Origin of the sequence: Pseudanabaena sp. BC1403 (genome assembly GCF_002914585.1) — a bacterium.
Lineage (GTDB): Bacteria > Cyanobacteriota > Cyanobacteriia > Pseudanabaenales > Pseudanabaenaceae > Pseudanabaena.
Genome location: NZ_PDDM01000007.1, coordinates 115,025 through 135,908, shown reverse-complemented (window position 1 = coordinate 135,908; position 20,884 = coordinate 115,025). Strand labels below are relative to the sequence as shown.

General features: G+C 42.6%; 16 protein-coding genes. 12 read left to right on the top strand and 4 right to left on the bottom strand.

Translation table 11 applies throughout. The features are described from left to right. Window positions 1-51 precede the first annotated feature (51 nt). From CQ839_RS08750 to CQ839_RS08715, 8 genes are all read left to right on the top strand, one after another. Window positions 52-837, top strand: coding sequence for a class I SAM-dependent methyltransferase (locus tag CQ839_RS08750; RefSeq protein WP_103667892.1), 786 nt, complete (start codon window positions 52-54; stop codon window positions 835-837). 130 nt (window positions 838-967) lie between these two features. After that, on the top strand, window positions 968-1,528 hold the full coding sequence (locus tag CQ839_RS08745) for a 5-formyltetrahydrofolate cyclo-ligase (RefSeq protein ID WP_103667891.1): 561 nt from the start codon (window positions 968-970) through the stop codon (window positions 1,526-1,528). Between the two features lie 218 nt (window positions 1,529-1,746). After that, window positions 1,747-2,058: a co-chaperone GroES gene (gene groES, locus CQ839_RS08740; RefSeq protein WP_103667890.1), complete on the top strand. Its 312-nt coding sequence runs from the start codon at window positions 1,747-1,749 to the stop codon at window positions 2,056-2,058. Window positions 2,059-2,117: 59 nt separating this feature from the next. Beyond that, window positions 2,118-3,791: a chaperonin GroEL gene (gene groL, locus CQ839_RS08735; RefSeq protein ID WP_103667889.1), complete on the top strand. Its 1,674-nt coding sequence runs from the start codon at window positions 2,118-2,120 to the stop codon at window positions 3,789-3,791. A 100-nt stretch (window positions 3,792-3,891) separates the two neighbouring features. Next, window positions 3,892-4,482, top strand: a complete 591-nt coding sequence (locus tag CQ839_RS08730; RefSeq protein WP_103667888.1) for a Uma2 family endonuclease — start codon at window positions 3,892-3,894, stop codon at window positions 4,480-4,482. A gap of 38 nt (window positions 4,483-4,520) precedes the next feature. Next, on the top strand, window positions 4,521-5,225 hold the full coding sequence (locus CQ839_RS08725) for a DUF1995 family protein (RefSeq protein WP_103667887.1): 705 nt from the start codon (window positions 4,521-4,523) through the stop codon (window positions 5,223-5,225). A gap of 232 nt (window positions 5,226-5,457) precedes the next feature. Beyond that, the gene (locus CQ839_RS08720) at window positions 5,458-9,561 is read left to right on the top strand and encodes a cache domain-containing protein (RefSeq protein ID WP_181016148.1); all 4,104 of its coding nucleotides are present in this window, start codon (window positions 5,458-5,460) and stop codon (window positions 9,559-9,561) included. A gap of 32 nt (window positions 9,562-9,593) precedes the next feature. Further along, window positions 9,594-11,399 carry a GGDEF domain-containing response regulator gene (locus CQ839_RS08715; protein WP_103667885.1) on the top strand — a complete coding sequence of 602 codons (1,806 nt, stop codon included), beginning with the start codon at window positions 9,594-9,596 and terminating at the stop codon, window positions 11,397-11,399. A gap of 3 nt (window positions 11,400-11,402) precedes the next feature. On the opposite strand, the gene CQ839_RS08710 is transcribed toward CQ839_RS08715, so the two are convergent. Beyond that, the gene (locus tag CQ839_RS08710; protein WP_103667884.1) at window positions 11,403-13,409 is read right to left on the bottom strand and encodes an FHA domain-containing protein; all 2,007 of its coding nucleotides are present in this window, start codon (window positions 13,407-13,409) and stop codon (window positions 11,403-11,405) included. Between the two features lie 57 nt (window positions 13,410-13,466). Beyond that, window positions 13,467-13,943, bottom strand: coding sequence for an FHA domain-containing protein (locus tag CQ839_RS08705; RefSeq protein ID WP_103667883.1), 477 nt, complete (start codon window positions 13,941-13,943; stop codon window positions 13,467-13,469). 50 nt (window positions 13,944-13,993) lie between these two features. Here CQ839_RS08705 and CQ839_RS08700 point away from each other — a divergent pair, with 50 nt between their 5' ends. Both CQ839_RS08700 and CQ839_RS08695 read left to right on the top strand, forming a co-directional pair. Beyond that, entirely contained in the window at window positions 13,994-14,422 is a 429-nt protein-coding gene (locus CQ839_RS08700) for a hypothetical protein (RefSeq protein ID WP_103667882.1), read from the top strand. Between the two features lie 332 nt (window positions 14,423-14,754). Continuing rightward, window positions 14,755-15,345, top strand: a complete 591-nt coding sequence (locus CQ839_RS08695; RefSeq protein WP_103667881.1) for a DUF3177 family protein — start codon at window positions 14,755-14,757, stop codon at window positions 15,343-15,345. Window positions 15,346-15,442: 97 nt separating this feature from the next. Here the strand turns inward: CQ839_RS08695 and CQ839_RS08690 are convergent, their stop codons facing one another. Then, window positions 15,443-16,372: an NAD(+) kinase gene (locus CQ839_RS08690; protein WP_103667880.1), complete on the bottom strand. Its 930-nt coding sequence runs from the start codon at window positions 16,370-16,372 to the stop codon at window positions 15,443-15,445. Window positions 16,373-16,691: 319 nt separating this feature from the next. Between CQ839_RS08690 and CQ839_RS08685 the strand changes: the two genes are divergently transcribed. Beyond that, complete coding sequence (locus CQ839_RS08685; RefSeq protein ID WP_103667879.1) at window positions 16,692-17,780, top strand: hypothetical protein; 1,089 nt, start codon at window positions 16,692-16,694, stop codon at window positions 17,778-17,780. Window positions 17,781-17,899: 119 nt separating this feature from the next. Continuing rightward, window positions 17,900-18,544: a Holliday junction branch migration protein RuvA gene (gene ruvA / locus CQ839_RS08680; RefSeq protein ID WP_103667878.1), complete on the top strand. Its 645-nt coding sequence runs from the start codon at window positions 17,900-17,902 to the stop codon at window positions 18,542-18,544. Here ruvA and CQ839_RS08675 read toward each other — a convergent pair. Continuing rightward, a complete protein-coding gene (locus tag CQ839_RS08675) occupies window positions 18,541-20,742 on the bottom strand; it encodes an AAA family ATPase (RefSeq protein WP_103667949.1) in 2,202 nt (733 codons plus the stop codon). The genes ruvA and CQ839_RS08675 overlap by 4 nt on opposite strands. Between the last annotated feature and the right edge of the window lie 142 nt (window positions 20,743-20,884).

Below are 20,884 nucleotides of genomic sequence, written 5' to 3'. Positions count from 1 at the left end.
CTAATTTTAAAATGCAACTACCCTTTCAGAATTCTTATTCAAACATAAAATATTATGTTTGAGCATAATCATCAAGTTTATACGGCTCGTGAGATTGTTCAACACTACAGACAGTTACGCCAATTACAACCCGCCGAGCAAACTATTTTAGATCTTCTATGCAATGAATGGTCGCATATGAAAATGCTGGATGTTGGAATAGGAGGAGGCCGTACCACGCAATATTTCTCTAGAGTAGTTAAGGAATATGTTGGTATTGATTATTCTGAAAATATGGTGACAGCTTGCCAAAATCGTTTTCCAGCATCTTCACAATTAAGAGTTGAATTGGGTGATGCCAGAAATCTGAGTCAATTTCAAGATAACTCTTTCGACTTTATTTTATTTAGCTTTAATGGTATTGATGTTGTATCCCATTTAGATCGGTTACGGGTATTGCAAGAAGTCAGCCGCGTTGGTAAATCTGGAGGGTATTTCTTCTTTTCAAGTCATAGTCTACAAGGGCTAGAGCGAGAATTTAAATGGCAGAATCAAATTAGCCTAAATCTGCTAAAAACCTATGTCAATATGATCATGTTTGCTCTTCTACGCTTCTTCAACCGTTCAATTTCCCTAAAGCAAATAAAACATTCTGAATATGAAATCATTCAAGATGAATCTCATAACTTCCGCTTAAAGCAGTATTACATTCGACCTCAAGAGCAGCTCAATCAATTAAAAGCAAATTTTGAGAATATCAGAATGTACTCTTGGAAAAGTGGTCTTGAAATAACAACTCAACAGGAGTTAAGCGATAACTCTGACATGTGGCTTTATTATCTTTGTAAGATTAAATAAATGGCAATTGATGCAAGAAACTCATTTAAAACTCTACAAATCCTAATACTAGTTAAATCCTCTTCATTCTGCAATTAAAAAAGTCAAAGATATAACATTTATAATAGGTATATATCAAAGCGATCGCAATATGCCAGAGTTTCCACAAACCAAAAAACAACTTAGACAAGCATTGCTCGCCCAACGCCGCCAAATCCCTAATGAAATTTGGCAACAAAAAAGCCAAGCATTATGCGATCGCATTGCAAATTGGCAAATTTTCCAACAAGCACAAAATATTTTGGCTTTTACGAGTTTTCGCCAAGAGCCAGACTTAAATTCGCTTTGGCAAAGATTTCCTGACAAAAATTGGGGGTTTTCGTGCTGTGTGGAAAAAGAGCTGATTTGGCATCAAGTCGCGATCGCAGATTTTGAGAGCAACATGCGATCAGGAGCATTTGGTATTCTGGAGCCGCGCCAAGACTTGCCACTTATGGACTTAGATAATATTGATCTAATTTTGATACCTGCGGTAGCTTGCGATCTCGGAGGGTATCGATTGGGCTATGGCGGTGGCTTTTACGATCGCTGGCTGCCTAACTCGACAGGATTTAAAGCAGGAATAATTTTTGATGACTTTTATATAGATGCGATTCCCAATGATATTTGGGACGTGCCATTAGATGCAGTCATTACTGAAAAACAAGTGTGACGCAAAGCGTCACACTTGTTTTTTAAGTCCTGTAGCGCTTCGCACAGCCAGCAATGTACGGTAAGCCGATCTAGTCCCATACTCATTTCGCAGTATATTAGCACTCAGTGAGACAGAGTGCTAAAGCACGCAAGTTGTGACCAAAGTGAGATCAAAATCAACCTTAAGTCATCACTTGCAAAGTCCACTCTGATTAGATTTTAAGGAGGTATGGCATAGTGGCATCGTTAACCCTAAATACTGGTACATTGCAACCCCTAGGCGATCGCCTATTGGTCAAAGTAGCAACTAAAGAAGAAAAGACCGTAGGCGGTATTTTCTTGCCAGATACAGCACAAGAAAAACCTCAAGTAGGTGAAGTAACTGCCGTAGGACCTGGTTCTCGTAATGACAAAGGTACTCGCGTTGCACTAGAAGTCAAAGCTGGCGATAAAGTTTTGTACTCCAAGTATGCAGGCACTGAAGTCAAAATTGATAGCGTAGAGTATTTGCTCCTTGCAGAAAGAGATATTCTCGCGATCGTTGAATAGGGCTGAAAGCCTAATTACGAATTACGAATTACGAATTACCAATTACCTAATAAAAAAACATGGCAAAAATTGTAGTATTTGATGAAGAGTCTCGCCGCGCACTTGAGCGCGGTGTGAACGCACTAGCTGACGCTGTTCGTGTCACCCTTGGACCTAAAGGTCGTAACGTAGTTCTCGAAAAGAAATATGGCGCTCCTCAAATCATCAATGATGGTGTGAGCATCGCTAAAGAAATTGAATTAGAAGATCCTCTAGAAAATGCAGGCGCTCAACTAATTCGTGAAGTTGCTTCAAGAACCAATGATGTAGCAGGCGACGGAACCACTAGCGCTACTGTTTTGGCTCAAGAAATGATTCGCGAAGGCTTGAAGAACGTTGCCGCAGGTGCAAACCCAGTGGGCGTGCGTCGTGGTATCGAAAAGGCAGTAGCTCACCTCGTTGATGTGATTGCTCAAAAAGCTAAAGCTGTTGACTCCAATGCCGAAATCGCTCAAATTGCTACCATTTCTGCTGGCAACGATTCTGAAGTTGGCGAAATGATTGCTCATGCCATGGATAAAGTTGGCAAAGATGGCGTAATCACAGTTGAAGAATCGAAGTCCCTCACAACTGAATTGGAAGTTGTCGAAGGTATGCAACTCGATCGCGGTTATATCTCTCCTTACTTCGTAACTGACAACGAGCGTCAGCTAGTAGAATTTGAGAATGCCAGAATCTTGATTACTGACAAGAAAATCAATGTAATTCAAGATCTTGTTCCTATTCTTGAGAAAGCAGCTCGTTCTGGCTCTCCTTTGGTTATCATCTCTGAAGATGTTGAAGGAGAAGCTTTGGCGACTCTAGTTGTGAACAAGCTCAGAGGTTCTCTGAATATCGCAGCAATCAAAGCTCCTGGTTTTGGCGATCGCCGTAAAGCGATGTTGCAAGATATCGCAGTTCTTACTGACGGTCAAGTTATCTCTGAAGATACTGGTTTGGAACTTAGCGCAGCTACCCTCGAAATGCTGGGTACTGCTCGCAAGATCACCATTTCTAAGGACAAAACCACCATCGTCTCTGACATTGCTAATAAGTCCAATATTGACAAGCGTGTTGCTCAAATCCGTAAGGAATTGGATCTCAGTGACTCTGACTACGACAAAGAAAAGTTGCAAGAGCGCATTGCTAAGCTTTCTGGTGGCGTAGCTGTAATCAAGGTCGGTGCTGCTACTGAAACTGAACTTAAGGATCGCAAACTTCGCATCGAAGATGCCCTCAACTCCACTCGTGCTGCGGTTGAAGAAGGTATCGTTCCTGGTGGTGGTGCAACTCTTGCTCACCTTGCAGTTGAACTTTTAGACTTCAAAGCAACCTTGAAGAACGAAGAAGCGATCGGTGCTGAAATCGTATCTCGCTCTCTGTCGGCTCCTCTTCGTCAAATCAGCGATAACGCTGGTCTAGAAGGTACTGTCGTCGTTGAGAAGGTCAAGGGCATGAGCTTCAATCATGGCTTTGATGCACTTAAAGGCGAATACGTTGACTTGATTGCGACTGGAATCATCGATCCTGCTAAGGTTGTCCGCTCGGCATTGCAAAATGCGGCTTCTGTTGCTGGTATGGTCTTGACCACCGAAGCTCTAGTCGTCGAGAAGCCTGAGAAGAATGCTGGCGCTGGCGCTGGTGCTGCTGGTATGGGCGGCATGGGCGGCATGGGCGGTATGGGTGGCATGGGCGGTATGGGCGGCATGATGTAATCATCATCCAAATTTACTCATTCAAAAAGGCAGGGTTACGCTTCGCGTAGCCCTGCCTTTTTGAGTTAAAATCAAGTGAAGTTATTGCTAAAAATTTGCTATGACTATTGCAAGCTACCGCCTAAATTTTGCGGAGTACCTTAAGTATATTGATGGTACTGACCAGCGCTATGAGTTGGTAAATGGAGAATTAATTCCGATGAGTTTGGGAACTGGGCAACATGGTGCGGTAATCAAGTTTTTGGAAAGAAATCTTGAAGTCGATATTGCTGAGCAAAATCAAGATTGGGTAGTTTTACCTGCATTAGTTGGTGTGCGGAGTCCCAAGGGTGGTAGATGGGATACCTGTCGGATTCCAGACTTAGTAGTTATGCCGAGAGAGCAATGGCGATCGCTGCAAACTTGCGAAGCAGTTATCGAAATCAATCAACCAGCACCATTGCTAGTCATAGAAGTTGTAAGCGAATCAACTAAAGGTACTGACTATCGTGCTAAGCGTGCCGAATATAGCGTATTAGGGATTTTGGAATATTGGGTTGTCGATCCATTAGTGAACAAAATTACTGTTTTTAGTCTTGATGATGGCTGGTATGAGCCTTGTGAGTTTACTGATGATGCAATCATGCGATCGCAAACTTTCCCAAATTTGAAGTTGACTGCCAATCAAGTTTTTGGCAACCTGCTAAAATAATTCGCAGCTTTCTAATAATTTTAGCAATAACCCAGTTTATGACTCCAGAGCCAATCTTACTTCCTGACAATTTAGAAGATGCTACTGAACAAGCGATCGCAGCTACACATCAAGCGATCGCTGATGGAGCTAACCGTGTAATCGCCGATCTAAGGTTTCCAGAACTCAAAGTGATGCCGATCGCCTATGAGTTTGCAGCTAGTTTTAATCAACGCTATGGTAAAGCTTGGCAAGCCATTTTTTCAGATGCAGGGGCTGCTGCTCTGGCAAAGCGCGAATGGGCGGATCTTGATGTATCCGTGCGCGGTGTCAATGAAGGACGCAGAGCTATTCGTGAAGAAGATCAAGCATTTCTCATCATCGAGCCAACTTCAGTTGAAGTTGAACTGGTGGAAAAGTTAGCGCAACTAGCAGGCGATCGCCCCTTTGTGATGCTCAATCCTCGCCTTGAGAATAGTGAAGTGGGTTTAGGGCTTGCCGCAAGACAAATGCGCGATCGCTTTTTAAGTACTTTCGAGACAGCCTATTACATCAAGCCGCTAGAGCTTGGCGCATTATGGCGCTGTTATCCCCAAACATGGCAAGTATGGCAACAGACTGTAGATGGAATGCAGCCAATGGCTGAGGTAGCCCAACGCCCATCTAGTGACGACATTGATCGTCTGTTTCAGAAAAAGACTGGCAAGCAATCGGGTTCATTCTTAGGGCGTTTGCAACAGTTCTTGAGCGCTCTAGCACGATAAAATACCGTCTAGTAGCCCCTGCACTCAAGTGCAGGCTAAAAGCTCAAACCCGTTGAAACGGGTTAATTGAAAGGAAAGTATTTGTAGTCCACTTCAGTGGACTTGAGCTTTTAGCCAAGAACTTGAGTTCTTGGTTTGTTTACTAACAGCTTTATCGACGAATTGTCTCTGCCTTGCGAGGTTTGGGTAAAATAGCTGCAACTATATGGGAGCTTTCAGCAGAAATAGTTCTATGAGCGATCACCTATTACCCTCCAACCCTCGCAAATCCCGAAAACTATCACTTAAATTTATTCTGATTAGTCAGTTTGTGATCTTGATCTCTGGTATATCAGGATTAGTGGCGTGGCTGTCTTGGCGGAGTGAGCAGGAAACGATCGCTAATTTAGTCGGACAACTGCAAAATGAAATTAGCGATCGCATCAAGCAAAAGCTAACTTCTTATCTGGAAACTCCTCACTTAGTTAATAAAATTAATGCTGATGCGGTACGACAAGGAATATTACAAAAACAAGGTCAAGCTAGTGAGAAATATCTTTGGCATCAGATTAAGAATTTCCCTGCGGTTTCTTGGATTTATTATGGAGGGGAAAAAACAGGGGAATTTATCGGTGTTACCCGCTTGGACAAAGAGAAAAATCCAGAACTCTCTCTTCAATTAGCAATTAACATCGGTGGTCTTGAGCGTTACTATTATAGCCTCGATTCACAAGGCAACCGTCTTGAACTTAAAGGGAAGTCTGAATTCTATGATGCTCGTCAACGCCCTTGGTATCAGGCAGCTTTGCAAACCAATAAACCAATTTGGAGTCCGATTTATCAAGATTCCACTTTGCCTGAGCAAGTGATAACGGCTAGTATACCTGTATTTAGTTCTAATGGTGAGAGAATAGGAGTTTTGGGTGCTGATCTCTCATTAGGAAATATCAACAGTTTTTTGGGTGAATTACAAATTGGTAAATCTGGAGAAGCTTTTATTTTTGAACCTTCAGGCTTATTGGTAGCTAGCTCGACTACGGAAAAGCCCTATGAAGTTGACAGCAATCGCAAAAAAATACAGAGATTGCTAGTAAAAGATATTCGGCAACCCATGATTCGGGAGGCGACTGGGTCTCTAGAGCAGCAAGTAGGTAGCTTGGAGAAAATCAACACTGAGCAGAACTTAAAGTTTTCAATTGAGGGGAGGAATATATTTCTCAAAGTAATGCCCTATCGAGATGAATATGGGATTAACTGGTTAATCGCCGTGGTGATGCCTGAGGCTGACTTTACAGAACAACTTGAGGCAAAGCGAAAAACGACGATTTTGATTGCTTGTCTATCATTAGCAGGAGCGATCGCTTTAGGTACTTTCACCACTCAATATATCAACAAATTATTGCGGCGCTTAACTTCAGCGAGTCAAGCTTTAGCAAATGGTGAGTTAGATCGGGAAGTTCCCTCGGCAGAAATTGATGAACTGAATCTACTCTCCCAATCCTTTAATCAGATGGCGGCTCAATTAAAGCAGTCATTTAATGAACTAGAGAGTGCGAATCAGTCTCTCGAATTGCGGATTTGTGAGCGGATGGCAGAACTACAGTTGTCTGAAGCGAAATTTAGTAGTCTAGTTTCTAATCTTTCGGGAATTGTTTATCGAAGTGTAGGCGGAGATCGCGATTGGACGATAGTATTTATTGGTGGTGCTGTTGAAGAGCTAACTGGCTATCCCTCTGAGGACTTTATTGCTAATCAAGTTCGCAGTTGGGCAAGTATTATTCACCCTGAAGATCAAGATATGGTGGAAAGGGTAATTTTTGAAAGCTTAGCTTGTCAAGAATCCTTTGTTTTAGAATATCGAATTATTGGTGCCCAAGGCAATATTCGTTGGCTGTATGAAAAAGGTCAAGGAGCATTCACTGACAACGATCAATTGTTGTGGTTAGATGGAGCGATTTTTGATATTAGCGATCGCAAACAAGTCGAAGCTGAGCTTTTAGAGCGCGTCCATTTATCAATTTTGATGGCGGAAATTGGCTCTGCATCCACGAAACTATCCACATTAGAAGATGTTCTGCAAGCTTTTGCCGAATCTCTATGGCGACATATGAATGTTTCCTTTGCACAAATTTGGACTATCAATGCTTTTGGCAATGATTTGAATTTACAAGTCATTGCGGGAAACTATAACAAATCAGATAGCGAACGCCTCCGTAATCTAATTAAAAAAGACCAAATTTGGTCGATTACTCAAGGAATGTTTCAGCCGCTTTTGACCGATCAAATTTTGGCGGACTTAAGCGAATCCGATCAGTTGTGGCTACAGGAAAAAGGTATTGTTTCGTTAGTGGGCTATCCTCTAATCGTCAAGGGTAATGTCATCGGCGTAATTCTGATGATTTCTCTGTCACATTTAGATACAGATATTCAGACCATAGATTTGATTACGAATGCGATCGCGATCGGGATAGACAATAAACAATCAGAAGAAAGGCTCAGAGTTGCCAATGCCGAGATGAATGCCTTATTTGCAGCGATGGATGAAGTGATTTTGGTGCGGGATCGTTTAGGACGTATTCTCAAGATCCCTAAAACTCGGAGAAAATCTATTTGGCAAAATCCTAGTGAAGTAATTGGCAAACTCCCATCTGAAGTGTACTCTCCAGAACAGTCCGAATTATTTGCTAGTTATGTGCAAAAGGTTGTAGAGACTCAGCAAACTCTAAATCTTGAATATTATCTTGCCTCCACTGAACAAGGATTTTGGTGGAATGCCAGCATCTCTCCTATTGATACTGAGACTGTAATTTGGGTTGCTCGTGATATTACAGAAAGCAAACAAGTCGAGCAGCAACTCAATCAAGCAAAACTAGCTGCCGAGGCGGCTAGTTTTGCCAAAGGTCAATTTTTGGCAAGTATGAGCCATGAACTGAGGACTCCATTAAATGCAATTTTGGGATTTACTCAACTAATGGTGCGTGATAGCGCTCTAAAAGACAATCATCGCTCCTATCTCAAAATCATCCATGACAGCGGCGAACATTTATTAGAACTTATCAATGATGTTTTAGATATGTCCAAAATTGAATCAGGACGCATTAACCTAAACATAACTAGTTTTGATCTGTTTCACCTTCTCGACACACTTGAAAAAATGTTTCGCCTTAAGGTAAGTGATAAAGCATTACAACTGATTTTTAAGCGATCACTTAAAGTCCCGCAATGGATTAGTACAGATGAAGGAAAACTTCGCCAAATCTTAATAAATTTATTGAGTAATGCGATCAAATTTACCAGTCAAGGCTCAATAGTTCTATCTATTGATGTAACTGATGGCGCAACTATTGACGTAACTAAATCGTTGGAACCAGATTTTCAGTTGTCATCTCAGCCTCAGGAAAGACTCCCAACCATTTTGAAATTTGCAGTAGAAGACACTGGTGCAGGTATTCCAGCCAATTATTTAGAGAAAATATTTGAAGCTTTTGAACAGACGGACTTAGGTAAGAGATCTTCGGAAGGAACTGGGCTAGGACTGCCTATCAGCCTCAAATTTGCTCAATTCATGGGTGGGCAGATTACAGTCAGTAGTCGGTTAGGTGAAGGCAGTATCTTTCGAGTTGATCTTCCAGTGGATGTGTTGGCTTCTCCAGTTCCATTAAGGCAAATCAGCGATCGCTATATCATCGGATTAGCGCCCGACCAGCCAGAATATCGACTCCTCGTCGTAGAAGACCGATGGGAAAGTCGGCATTTGTTAGTCAAAATCCTTGAAGCTGTAGGCTTCCAAGTCCGTGAAGCCGAAAATGGCGTTGAAGCGATCGCTATTTGGGATGAATGGGAACCTCACCTAATCTGGATGGATATGCGAATGCCTGTTATGGATGGCTATGAAGCCACGCGCCAAATTAAATCCCATTTAAAAGGACAAGCAACCGTGATTATTGCCTTAACGGCAAGTGCCTTGGAAGAAGAAAGAACAATTATCCTTTCAGCAGGTTGTGATGATTTTGTGCGCAAGCCTTTTCGGGAAGCGCTTATTTTTGACAAATTGGCTGAGTATTTAGGTTTAACTTATCTGTACGAAGATGAGAGTAATCGCCGTCTCACAGACAGAACAGCAGATGATCTAGAAACCTTAGAAACTGATCTCAAAACTTATTTGTCACAAATGCCTGATAGTTGGATTAAGGAACTCCATCAAGCTGCAATGCTAGCTGATAATGACTTAATTACTGAACTAATCAAATTAATTCCTGAAAATAATACTATTTTAATTCATGCTTTAATCTGCCTTGTAGATAATTTTTGCTACAATCAAATCATGAATTCGACGCATCAAGCTTTTGACCAATAGTTAAATGATCGCCATATGGATACGGTTAAATAATGACTAGAAATTATAGTGGCGATATATTAATAGTCGATGATATGCCAAACAACTTGCGATTTTTATCGACAACTTTGACAGAGCAAGGGTATAAAGTTCGTAGTGTCACCGAAGGATTAATGGCTCTGACTGTTGCCCAAGCTGCCAATCCAGATCTGATTTTGTTAGACATTATGATGCCAAATGTTGATGGCTATGAAATTTGTCAGAGGCTAAAAGCGAACGAGCAAACCTGTGATATTCCTGTGATTTTCTTGAGTGCTTTGGATGAAGTGTTGGATAAAGTGAAAGCCTTTAGTGTTGGGGGGGTGGACTACATCACTAAACCATTTCAATTAGAAGAAGTTTTAGCACGCATTCAAACCCATTTAAGCTTACGCGCAGCCCAAAAAGAAATTAGTCAACTAAACTCTGAACTTGAACAACGTGTGCGTCAAAGGACTGCTCAATTGGAACAAGAAATTGCCGAACGATTGCAAGTTCAAGAGCGACTATTGCATCTGGCTTTGCATGATGTGCTTACGGGGTTACCAAATCGAACTTGGTTTATGAAGCGTTTGGAGCAATTACTCCAGCAAGTCAACCAAAAAGCAGGTTGTCTTTTTGCAGTTTTGTTTTTAGACTGCGATCGCTTTCAAGCTGTTAACGACTCTTTAGGGCATTTAGTTGGTGATCAGCTATTAGTTTCGATCTCCAGAAGAATTGAGCTTTGTGTACGTTCTGGGACAATGCTTTGTCGTTTAGGAGGAGATGAGTTTGCCATCTTATTACCAGATGTCGAAAATAACTCTGACGCAATCAAAATTGCTAACAATATTCTGAGAGAATTAGCCGCCCCATTTCAAATTGGCGACTATCAAGTATTTACGAATGTCAGTATTGGCATTGCTATGGGTAGTAATATTTACAAACAACCCGAACATATTTTGCGAGATGCTGACACAGCAATGTATCGAGCAAAAGCGAATGGAAAAGCTTGCTATCAAGTATTTGAGCAAACAATGCATAGCCGTGCTCTCCATAACTTTCAGCTAGAATCTGAGCTGAGACATGCTTTAGAGCGCAATGAACTGGTGGCTTATTATCAGCCAATCATTAGTTTAGATACTAACCAAATCAGCTCTTTTGAGGCGCTAGTTCGATGGAATCATCCAGGTAAAAATTTAATTGCTCCCAATAAGTTCATCCCGATCGCTGAAGAAACGTCATTGGTAATGGCGATTGATTTATTTGTATTACGCCAAGCTTGTCAACAACTGCGTGATTGGCGAGATGAAGGTATTGCCCAAGAGTCTTTAACTGTGAGTGTCAATCTCTCTGTAAAGCATTTTATGAGCTTTGAATTGCTCAAGCAGATTGATAATATTCTTCAAGAAGTCGGGATTAATGGAAGCTCTTTAAGGCTAGAAATTACGGAAAGCGACATTATGGAGAATGCTGAATTTGCAGGAAAAATTATTTCACAATTGCGCGATCGCCATATTCAATTAAGCATTGATGATTTTGGTACTGGTTATTCTTCTTTGAGTTATCTGCATCGTCTCCCAATTAACCATCTTAAAATCGATCGCTCCTTTGTAATGAGAATGGGCAAACACGGCAAAAATACCGAGATTGTTAAGGCTATTATTGCACTGGCTAAGAGTTTGGGCATGTTGACGATCGCAGAAGGAGTGGAAACGAAAGAACAGCTAGATCAGATCCGAGAATTAGAATGTGAGTTTTGTCAAGGATATTTGTTTTCTAGACCTGTTGATGCTGTGGCAGCTAGAGATTTATTAATTAAAGGGTTTCCGCAATTCTAATCTTTAAGGCGCTTGATTTTTTATCCATTTCAACCATTGAGCAAGAGAATTCCAACCGTTAAGATAACGCAACTGGGGCGCGCGAGATGCAACCAAACTATCAACCGATCGCAAAGCCGCAAACTGCAAACCTAAAAAGCTATCAACTGCGGCATAGGAGCTACCCAAAGTCGCTGCGCCTGATGCATAAACTCTACCACCCCCGTCATTACGCAGTTCTGCAATCTCAAAATCATTAGTCACATTTAGTCTGCCCAGAGCATTGACGGGAATGCTGTAACAATCGAGTAGATCCGCATAAAGGGGATTGGTCTCCACTTTGGCATCTAATCCAGTAGCATCAATAATAAAATCTGCTGTTAACTGCAAGATTCCTTCCATTTGGCGGGGACGAATATATGTAGCAGTTCGTCGATCTGGGAGTTGTTTGACCTTTTCGACATCACCAAACGTAATCTGATACCAACCCTCATTCAACCCAGATTGCACAATTTGTTTCCAGTCAGAGCGATCAGCAGTAGTTGTACCACCCCAATCCTTGAGCAGAGATTGACGAGTCAGCGGATCAGATTTTTCCAGCAGTCCACGTAAATATCCACCCCAACAAGCCTTTGGCCAGTTAAAAGGTTGAAATTCATAATGATTCTTGATTGGACGCTGAGCGCGACCATAACTATTGCCTTGGGCTTTTGGCGATCGCATTAGGTGCAAGAGATTAATTTTTTGCCGAGGCGATCGCTGTCTGATTTCAGAAATACGCTGCACAATCCGTGAAGCAACAATGCCACGTCCACGAATTAAGACTGTGCCACCATGATTTTCCAAATGTTGATAAATATGCTCATGTTCTTCATAACCATTCACGACTGCGAGAAAGTCTTCCGTTTGACTACGATAGGCTTGTAAGTCAGGCAAGAATTGAATCGCCGCATATCCCATTGCTAAATGCAGATACTTGGCTATCAGAAATGCATGATTTCCTTGACCAAGAGAATAGGCGATCGCATAGCGTCCATCGTTAGTTTTGCGGATTGAACGCACTCGCCCATAACGATAAATTTTTTCCCAACCGATTCGCCTTGCTTCGCGATCGATCGAATCAAATACATTTCCTGATCGCGGCGTGTAGGTTTCTGCTAGATCAGGTTCTGCAAAGACTTTCCAGAGATATTTATAAGCCTGAGCGATCTTCCCATGAGTTAAGTCATGCCAAGCCTCGCGCCATGCATAGCTAGGAAATCCCCAAATATTATCTGGGCAGGAATCGGAATTAGAACGCAACCTTTCGTGTAAGGGTATCTGCGAATTGAGACAGAGGCGCTTATAACGCGCATAGGGTTCAGGTTCTAGCCCCAGTGCTACGATTTGGTCAGCAGCCACACCAAAAATCCGCAAATAGTCTGTCCAAATATAACTTCCCAATCCTCCCCCGATCGCCCCGTAAGTTGTCTCATATACAGGCAGTCCTGTGCGATGCAGAGATTGCGCTTCCACTATCGGCAATTGAAAGAAGTCTGGTGGGAAACTAGAAGAACTAGCTAAACTCGGCTGAGTAATATTTGCTTGAGGTAAGCCTGTGTTGGGGTTAAATAAAATCGTAGGCGCTGTGATCGGCTTGACAGAGCTATTTGATGTTCCTGTAATAATTGTTTGCTTTGTAGATGGCAAATCAAAGGCGATCGCAATTTCATATCGTCCAATCGTGAGCCGATCGCCACTTGCTAGAACCTTGCGAAGTTCTCTACTCCGATCAATCAAAACCCCATTGACTAACATTCCATTAGTACTATTTTGATCGATAACTACGACATTTCCTTGCTCAAAAATCAGCAATGCATGGTATCGCGACACCGAGCGATCGCTGAGTATTACTTGCTCTACTTGATTTCCATCTAGTCTCTCTGGCAAGGAAGTTGCTTCTTTACCTATAGCGATCGGTAAACTCAGCCGCAAAGATTGCGGCTGATTGGTAGCTATTTCTAGCCAACTTAACTGAACGGAGATTTGCATAGTCTTCTAAATTATCAAGCTATTCTAAAGATGAGATGTAGTGCGAATCGCCACATCTCATCTTTTAGACGGTAAAATACTGCTAGCAGCTCCAGCTAGTGAAGTGCCACACCAAGGACATACTAATGTAATTCGTTCGTAAGGCGAAACTTTTGCACATTTTAAATTGGGGCATTGCAATCCATAAACATGATCAGGATTTCTCTGGGGAGAAATGGGTACATCAATATCAATTTTGGTGATTTGTAATATTTGTTGACCTAACGCGATCGCCATATTCACCTTCAATTCGCGTTCTCCCTTCGATAAACTTTGACCATCAATCATTGGCGGATTAGACTCACGCATATTTCTAATCCAAAAGCTCTGTTTCTGTGAATCGAAATAAATCACCACATGCAACCCCGATATTGTGGGATGAGTCAAAACTAAATCACACCTTGCAGGATCGCGCCCAATTCGTGCCATTGTCAGACCGATATGATAACTTTTGGTAATTCCTGCTTCTACCCAAGCCAATGTTAGTTCTGACATAATTGCTGTTAAAGCTGCTTGATTTCAAATATATAGCACAAGATAAGATTATGACTCCTACATTAATCGGAAGATGGCAAACTCGGATCTTACTTTTAGGGACATTGGGGGTACTCGTAACTATTCCCTTTAGCCTCAATGGTGAATTCGTCTATTTTCAAGTGCTATTAGCGATCGCAGTTTTAGGCTGCCTATGGGATATTGTTTACAACCAATTGCAAACTCTCCGTTGGGATCATGATTGGCCGGCGACTTTGCAGTTAGCAGCAGGTATTTGGGAAGCCTTTTTCTTTTATGTTCCCTTCAACTTTTTGATCAGCAATATTTTGAAGATTGGATGGCTGAGTGCCATTCCCTTTGATAAATTTTCACTACACTATATCTGTATTTGGCTAACAGTTTTTACTGCCTCACAAACACTCATGAGGATCATCTTTCCGCGTTGGCGATTTCATGGAGGCGAATGGTTACATAAATAGCTAAAAGCAGCAATTCCCCGCGTTGTGGGAATTGCTGCTTTTGATGTTGGCAAACAAAAAGAAAAGGAACGCTCAGCGTTCCTTTTCTTTTTGTTTAAGCTATTTAGCCGATGTGAAAAAAATACTTCTTTGAGAAGCTAAAAACAGCAACATAGATGTTTCGTTAAGCCCATTTGTAGCGAGATTTTAGACTAACAAGTTTGAATCTCGCTATTTTTGTTGCGATGTTTTATAGAATTTTTGGAACAAATATAGCTATTTATTTAAGCTTATTTATTGCAAGTTAGTATAGTAACATAAACTGGAAGATCTGGTCAGAAATTTTTGCTTTTATGGATGCAACCCTTATTCGTCAACTTGTATGGCTAGACTATCGATTAGCTCTGCTGTTTATTGTTTTAATACCCTTCGGCCTATTAATCTGGGCTTTGCGGAGTGGCAATGAAGCAATCAAGCGATCGCTACTTTTGTATTGGCGCGTTGCTAGTCTGGTATTGATTACTATTTATTTAGCGATCGGTAGTTTAGGTATATCTTATATATCGGGCATTGTAGCTGCGGTTTTAATCGTGCTTGCGCTCTGGTTTTGGCAAGATTTAAATGAAGATATTGAAGCTTCGCGCAAGAGCCTTAAGCCAATTTATTTAGGATGGCGTTGGGCTACGACGGTTTATTGCTCACTAAGCGTGATATTTCGGTTAATATTCGCTAATTGTGCCTTTATGAATGCTGAGCAACTGAGTGACATTTGCAAAATTTGGTTTGAGCCACCGCTAAGCTTTAGCGCCATATTTCATAATGGTATCCCTTTCGAGAACTTAGCCTTTGTTGGTGCAGTAGGGGGAATTGTTTATATGTTGTATTTCTTCTCTTTCCTTGCTTTTAGCCTACCGAAAACTGGTCGAATCGCATTTCGTGACTAATTACAGCACCTTGCGCTCCAATCCAAACCATTAAACAAGGGGGAGCGAAGAAACCCAATCAATATAGAAACTAAAAGAGGGCGCAAAGCGCCCTCTTTTAGTTTCTATATTGATTGGGATAGCGAACTCTTGCGCCTGTCCATAGAAGCTTTTGGCGTAACGCTTGATAATAAGAATATTCTTCTCGCAAGACAATAAATTGTGCTTGACACTCTGACATCTGGATGTCAACTCTCTGCCCAGGGAAAATTGACGTAGCCATGACTCCATCTGTCCATAGCTTTAGACTAAAGTCATCAGTCGAAAGCGGCCAAATACTGACCGTTAATTTGGGTGGAATCACGATCGCTCGACTCGATAAACTCAACGGACAAATCGGCGTAATCGCGATCGCGTGCATTCCCGAATGCACAATTGGCCCATTTGCCGCCACAGTGTATGAAGTCGAGCCTGTCGGTGTCGCCACAATTAGCCCATCACCGTGATATTGATCGACCACCTCGCCATCAATTTCTAGTTCTAGAGCCGCAGTGACCATGCGATCGGGCGAAGCTGGTTTGACGCACATCTCATTGAGACATAAAAATGGGCCACAGGGTTGACCGAGCCTCGTCCCTAAGCCTTCATCAACCGTAACTACTTTTGCCTCTAGCATCATGCGTCGCTCGATCGCAAAGCGATCGGACAAGAGGCGTTCCCAGATTTCGACAGTATTTTCACATTCCTCAATTGAGTGAGTGAGAAATCCTAAATGTCCACCGACATTAATTGCCAAAATCGGAACCTCAAGTTTTGCCAGATATCTAGCCGCGCCCAAGGTTGCTCCATCCCCGCCTAATACAACAGCAAGATCAATTTGTTGATGCATCGATTCGAGAAATACGGGATAAGGGTTATCTGTTGCTCCTGTTGGACCAATTAAGACCTTGACTCCGAGTGCTTCTAACTCATTACTACATCGCTCAGCCCATATTTTGCCAATTTGACTACCCGACTTATAGGCAATGATTGCTTTACTAATCTTCACAGATTCCCCTCATGTTGGGATTAATGGTTAGCGAAATCGGCAGTACTTTGCTTTAACTAATTCTAAGTCTCTATGTCAACTCTTTTTTGTTGTTCAAAGCGATGCTGGAAAAACTGAAAAGAGAGTTGAAGTGCGAAGCACCTCAACTCTCTTTTCAGTTTTAGAGATGGCAGAATTTGTCTTTTTTTTGGTCGTTTATAGTCATCATTGTCATAATTATCATAAATATTTTTCAATTTATGAAAATTAATGCTACAAAAAACAAATTTTTGAGCTAAGATTTGACACTAGGTAAAATTCTTGGTGTGAAGGGTAAGTCATGAGTCAGGCTGGATTTGGCGATTCATCAGCACAAGAGAGCATTAGTCCATTGATGCCAGAGCCGCAAACCCCGCTTCAGAGTGTATCTTCAAACATACACGGTGAGCCAACAACTCTGTTCAACGCCTTGCCCAGACAAGTCTTAGAGCAAGAGCTACAGTTTTGCAACGAGCGTAGTCAGCAAGCGCAAGTTTTGTTGCGTCAAGCGCAAGAGCAGTTACAACTATCTCAGTTAGTCATCCAGCGTCAGGAAACCCTCACTCAAACTCTTCAGTCACGCATTGACCAACTTGAGCGAGAGTTACAAGATGTGCATATAAATTGTGATGAATTGCGCGATCGCCTCAAGCGCCAACAGCACCACACGTCGCAACTAAAAGCTGCCCTTGAACGTTGCCTCGACACCTCAACACCTGCCCCCAATGACATGGCACTTTCGGCGTTAGAGTCTTGGTCGATCGCTAAGCTTGCCGATGAAAAGATTACTCCTGTTGAGGCGAACAATGACTCACCTCTGCAAAATGTAGTCAAAATTGTACCTGCACCTCAACCAATTGAGCTAGAAGATTCTCAAGAGCTAAAGCCATTCACGACTGATTTACACCAGTCAGAAGTAATTTCGGAAGTAATTATTGAAGAACCTGAACCTCTTCAGTTGTCGATTCCTGCAAGAAGTCAGCCAATTTCACCTTTGATTATGAGGCCTCATAAGGCTTCTCAAGGTTCACCGCTCTCCCCTAACTTACCACCTTTGCAGATTGCTGAGGAACCAAAGGATGCGCATATCGTTAACTGGCGTATTGAGAAGCAACCAGAGCAGGCGATCGCTATGCGCAAAAATGTTACCAGCAACAACGACTCATCTGCATCAGATTCGTCACTTTCTTCAAGCTCAGCTGTGACTAACTCGACAATTGCTTCCACTGTCGCTACTCCCAAGTTTATGCAAGCTTTGTATGGCAGTGTTGCTAATCCAGAGAGAGAAGACGATACTCAGCTAGCGATCTCGAATTCTAGCTCTCGTAAAGTGGTGACTTCTCTAGCGGCTGTGCAACTTCCCCAGTTTCCGCCATTGCCACGCCGATGATACTGACAATTGCAGTGGATTACAAGAGATCCAACGCCAAGATTTTTGTTGAGAATGTTGCTTTGCAACATTCTCAACAAAAATCTTGGCTTTTAGTTCAGTGCAAAGCACTGTAGATTATGATTGGTTTCCTGCGTGGTGCGATCGCTGCTTGCAAAGCTGCCGACAGTTCTCGAAAAAATACACCTTCCTATTGGCTCACCCTCGATGTACAGGGTGTTGGTTACGATATTCAAGTTACGGCTAGCACTGCAAATAAGTTGCCTCTAGTAGGGGAAGAGACGCAAATATTTACGCATCTGATCGTTCGTGAAGATCAAATGACCTTGTTTGGTTTTGCCACTCTAGCTGAACGTGAGTTGTTTCGCCAATTAATCAGCGTTTCAGGAATTGGGACTCAGGTTGGTTTAGCGCTGCTCAATAGTCTGGGTATTCAAGATTTAGTTAAAGCGATCGTTTCAGGTAATACGCGGGTGCTGAGCTTAACTCCAGGGGTCGGCACGAAAACAGCGGAAAGGTTGGCTCTAGAACTAAAGACAAAACTAGCGGATTGGCGCTTGGCTCAAGTTGGTGTAACTAGCTCTGTTGGTAGCGTGGTTAGTGTGGCTGTACAAGAAGAGGTCGAGATGACTTTGTTAGCTCTAGGTTATACGCCAACTGAAATTAGTAATGCCCTGAATGCGATCGCCAGTTTACCGATACTTGCTAAAACTCAAGATATCGAAGCTTGGATTAAAGAGGCGATCGCATGGCTATCTCGTTAAGCAACATAATAATTAATAATCATTGCTGCTGAACTTGTCCAATCTACTGTTTTATTCAATAGCTTATTGGTCAGTAATTGTTGAGCGATCGCTATCTCATCATCGGTGAGCAACTTGGCTAGATGACTGGCATAGGATGGCTTTGCCTGAGACTTGCTAAACCAACGGTTTAATAGAGCTGTAGAAATTTGCATGGGCGTAGTAATGCGTTCTACTTCTATTTCAACAGTTAAACCTACTTTCTCAAAAGCCGATCGCAAATCATCAATATCCCAATTTGTCATCGGGTCATCAGGATTGTTATAGATTTCTTCCTCTGCAAGTATCCAGCGATCGCCAAATTCATCTGGTAAATCGATCAATCGATAAATGCGCTGTGTGTGTTTGGGTATTGATTCATAGAGAGCAATTTTGCCATGAGGTTGCAAGAGATTTGCTAATTTCTGAACACAGGCTAATTTGTCAGGTTCCCGCATTAAAGCGTTATAGCCAACAATCGCTTCAAAACGCATAGAAGCGATCGCATCAGGAATCTTTATCAAGGAACCATGCATGACAATTGGGCGCAAAAGTTCGGGTAAACTTGCTGCTTGTTCTTGCAAAGCGATCGCTTCAGATTCTTGATAAGTCAGTGCATAGACTCCGCCTTCTGGAACCGATCGCAATGCTTCCCATGTTAATAAGCCTGTGGCGGCATTTAAGTTGAGAACCACATGATGACGTTGTATCGATAATTTGGAGAATAGGAGATCTCGTATTGTTGCTAATCGCTCACCCGCCTGTCCGATGGTGCGTTGTAACCAGCGATCACTTTTGTTATCAGTGGGACTAAAGGTAAGGATTTCAGGTAATTCTATGACTACACCACTTACCATTGCTGCCAATTGAGCTTCGCGCCGACGTTCCACTTGTAATTTAATTGCGGCTTCTGCACCTTGATCTGATGGTTGATAGAAGACCTGTCCTTGCAGACTGCTGGGTAAATATTGCTGCTCGATCCAATGATCGCGATAGGCGTGGGGATAGAGATAGCCTGCACCGTGACCGAATCCTTTTTTATCGCGATTGCTATCTTTGAGAGGATTGGGAACATCGGATTGACGTTCCTGCTCTACGGCAGCGATCGCATCGAAGAAGCCCATGAGACTGTTTGATTTGGGAGCATTGGCAAGATAGAGGGTGGCTTGGGCTAAATGATAGCGACCTTCGGGTAAACCAATGCGGTCAAAGGCTTCAGCACAAGCATTCACGACTACTACTGCTTGCGGGTCGGCAAGTCCGATATCTTCGCTCGCTAAAATCAGTAATCGGCGCAAAATAAAACGGGGATCTTCACCTGCATAGACCATTTTGGCTAGCCAATAGAGGGCAGCGTCAGGGTCGGAACCACGCACGCTCTTGATGAAAGCGCTAATCGTATCAAAGTGAGCGTCGCCTTCCTTGTCGTAGAGAACTGCTCTTTGTTGAATCGATTCTTCGGCTACGTCTAAAGTAATGGAGATCGCGCCATCTTCATTTGGTTCTGTTGTTTCTACGGCTAGTTCCAATGCATTCAGCAATGACCTCGCGTCACCGTTGGCGACATTGGCTAAATGAGCGATCGCTTCTTCGGCAATTTTTATATTGAGATTGCCATAACCTCTTTGGCGATCGCTAATTGCTTGTTCTAATACTCGCCGCAAATCCGCTTCGGTTAATGGCTTTAATTGGAATAATCGCGATCGGCTGACTAATGCCTTATTCACTTCAAAGAAAGGATTTTCAGTAGTTGCACCAATGAGAATGATCGTGCCATTTTCTACCCAAGGCAGTAATGCGTCCTGTTGGGATTTGTTGAAGCGATGGACTTCATCGACAAACAGGATCGTGCGTTGATTGTGATAGCCGCGTTGGGTTTGGGCGGTTTCAATTGCTTCACGAATTTCTTTTACACCTGCGAGGACGGCATTGATGGCGATGAAGTGGGCGTTGGTGGTGTTAGCGATAATCCGCGCTAGGGTGGTTTTGCCTGTTCCAGGGGGGCCATAAAAGATGAGTGATGATAGGCGATCGGCTTGAATGGCGCGGCGAAGTAGTCTTCCTTGTCCAAGAATATGTTCTTGTCCGATGAATTCATCGAGGTGGCGCGGACGTAAGCGATCGGCGAGGGGCGCTTCTGATGCGGTGATTTGTTGGCGATGGTTCTCGAATAGGTTCATGGATAATTTAAGTGGCTCAATAGGCGATTCGGGGAGGTCAAATATAATTAACGGTTCAATACTTTTGATGACAGGCGTTTTAGACATCAAAGACCTCCGAGGCTAAAACCATTGTGCATCAAGCATTTCAGTACTTTGAACT

Bases quoted from the DNA above. Each gene is read 5' to 3' on its own strand.
- CQ839_RS08745 (WP_103667891.1), top strand. From the start codon at position 968: ATGCCAGAGTTTCCACAAACCAAAAAACAACTTAGACAAGCATTGCTC.
- groL (WP_103667889.1), top strand. From the start codon at position 2,118: ATGGCAAAAATTGTAGTATTTGATGAAGAGTCTCGCCGCGCACTTGAG.
- CQ839_RS08730 (WP_103667888.1), top strand. From the start codon at position 3,892: ATGACTATTGCAAGCTACCGCCTAAATTTTGCGGAGTACCTTAAGTAT.
- CQ839_RS08725 (WP_103667887.1), top strand. From the start codon at position 4,521: ATGACTCCAGAGCCAATCTTACTTCCTGACAATTTAGAAGATGCTACT.
- CQ839_RS08720 (WP_181016148.1), top strand. From the start codon at position 5,458: ATGAGCGATCACCTATTACCCTCCAACCCTCGCAAATCCCGAAAACTA.
- CQ839_RS08715 (WP_103667885.1), top strand. From the start codon at position 9,594: ATGACTAGAAATTATAGTGGCGATATATTAATAGTCGATGATATGCCA.
- CQ839_RS08710 (WP_103667884.1), bottom strand. From the start codon at position 13,409: ATGCAAATCTCCGTTCAGTTAAGTTGGCTAGAAATAGCTACCAATCAG.
- CQ839_RS08705 (WP_103667883.1), bottom strand. From the start codon at position 13,943: ATGTCAGAACTAACATTGGCTTGGGTAGAAGCAGGAATTACCAAAAGT.
- CQ839_RS08700 (WP_103667882.1), top strand. From the start codon at position 13,994: ATGACTCCTACATTAATCGGAAGATGGCAAACTCGGATCTTACTTTTA.
- CQ839_RS08695 (WP_103667881.1), top strand. From the start codon at position 14,755: ATGGATGCAACCCTTATTCGTCAACTTGTATGGCTAGACTATCGATTA.
- CQ839_RS08685 (WP_103667879.1), top strand. From the start codon at position 16,692: ATGAGTCAGGCTGGATTTGGCGATTCATCAGCACAAGAGAGCATTAGT.
- ruvA (WP_103667878.1), top strand. From the start codon at position 17,900: ATGATTGGTTTCCTGCGTGGTGCGATCGCTGCTTGCAAAGCTGCCGAC.
- CQ839_RS08675 (WP_103667949.1), bottom strand. From the start codon at position 20,742: ATGAACCTATTCGAGAACCATCGCCAACAAATCACCGCATCAGAAGCG.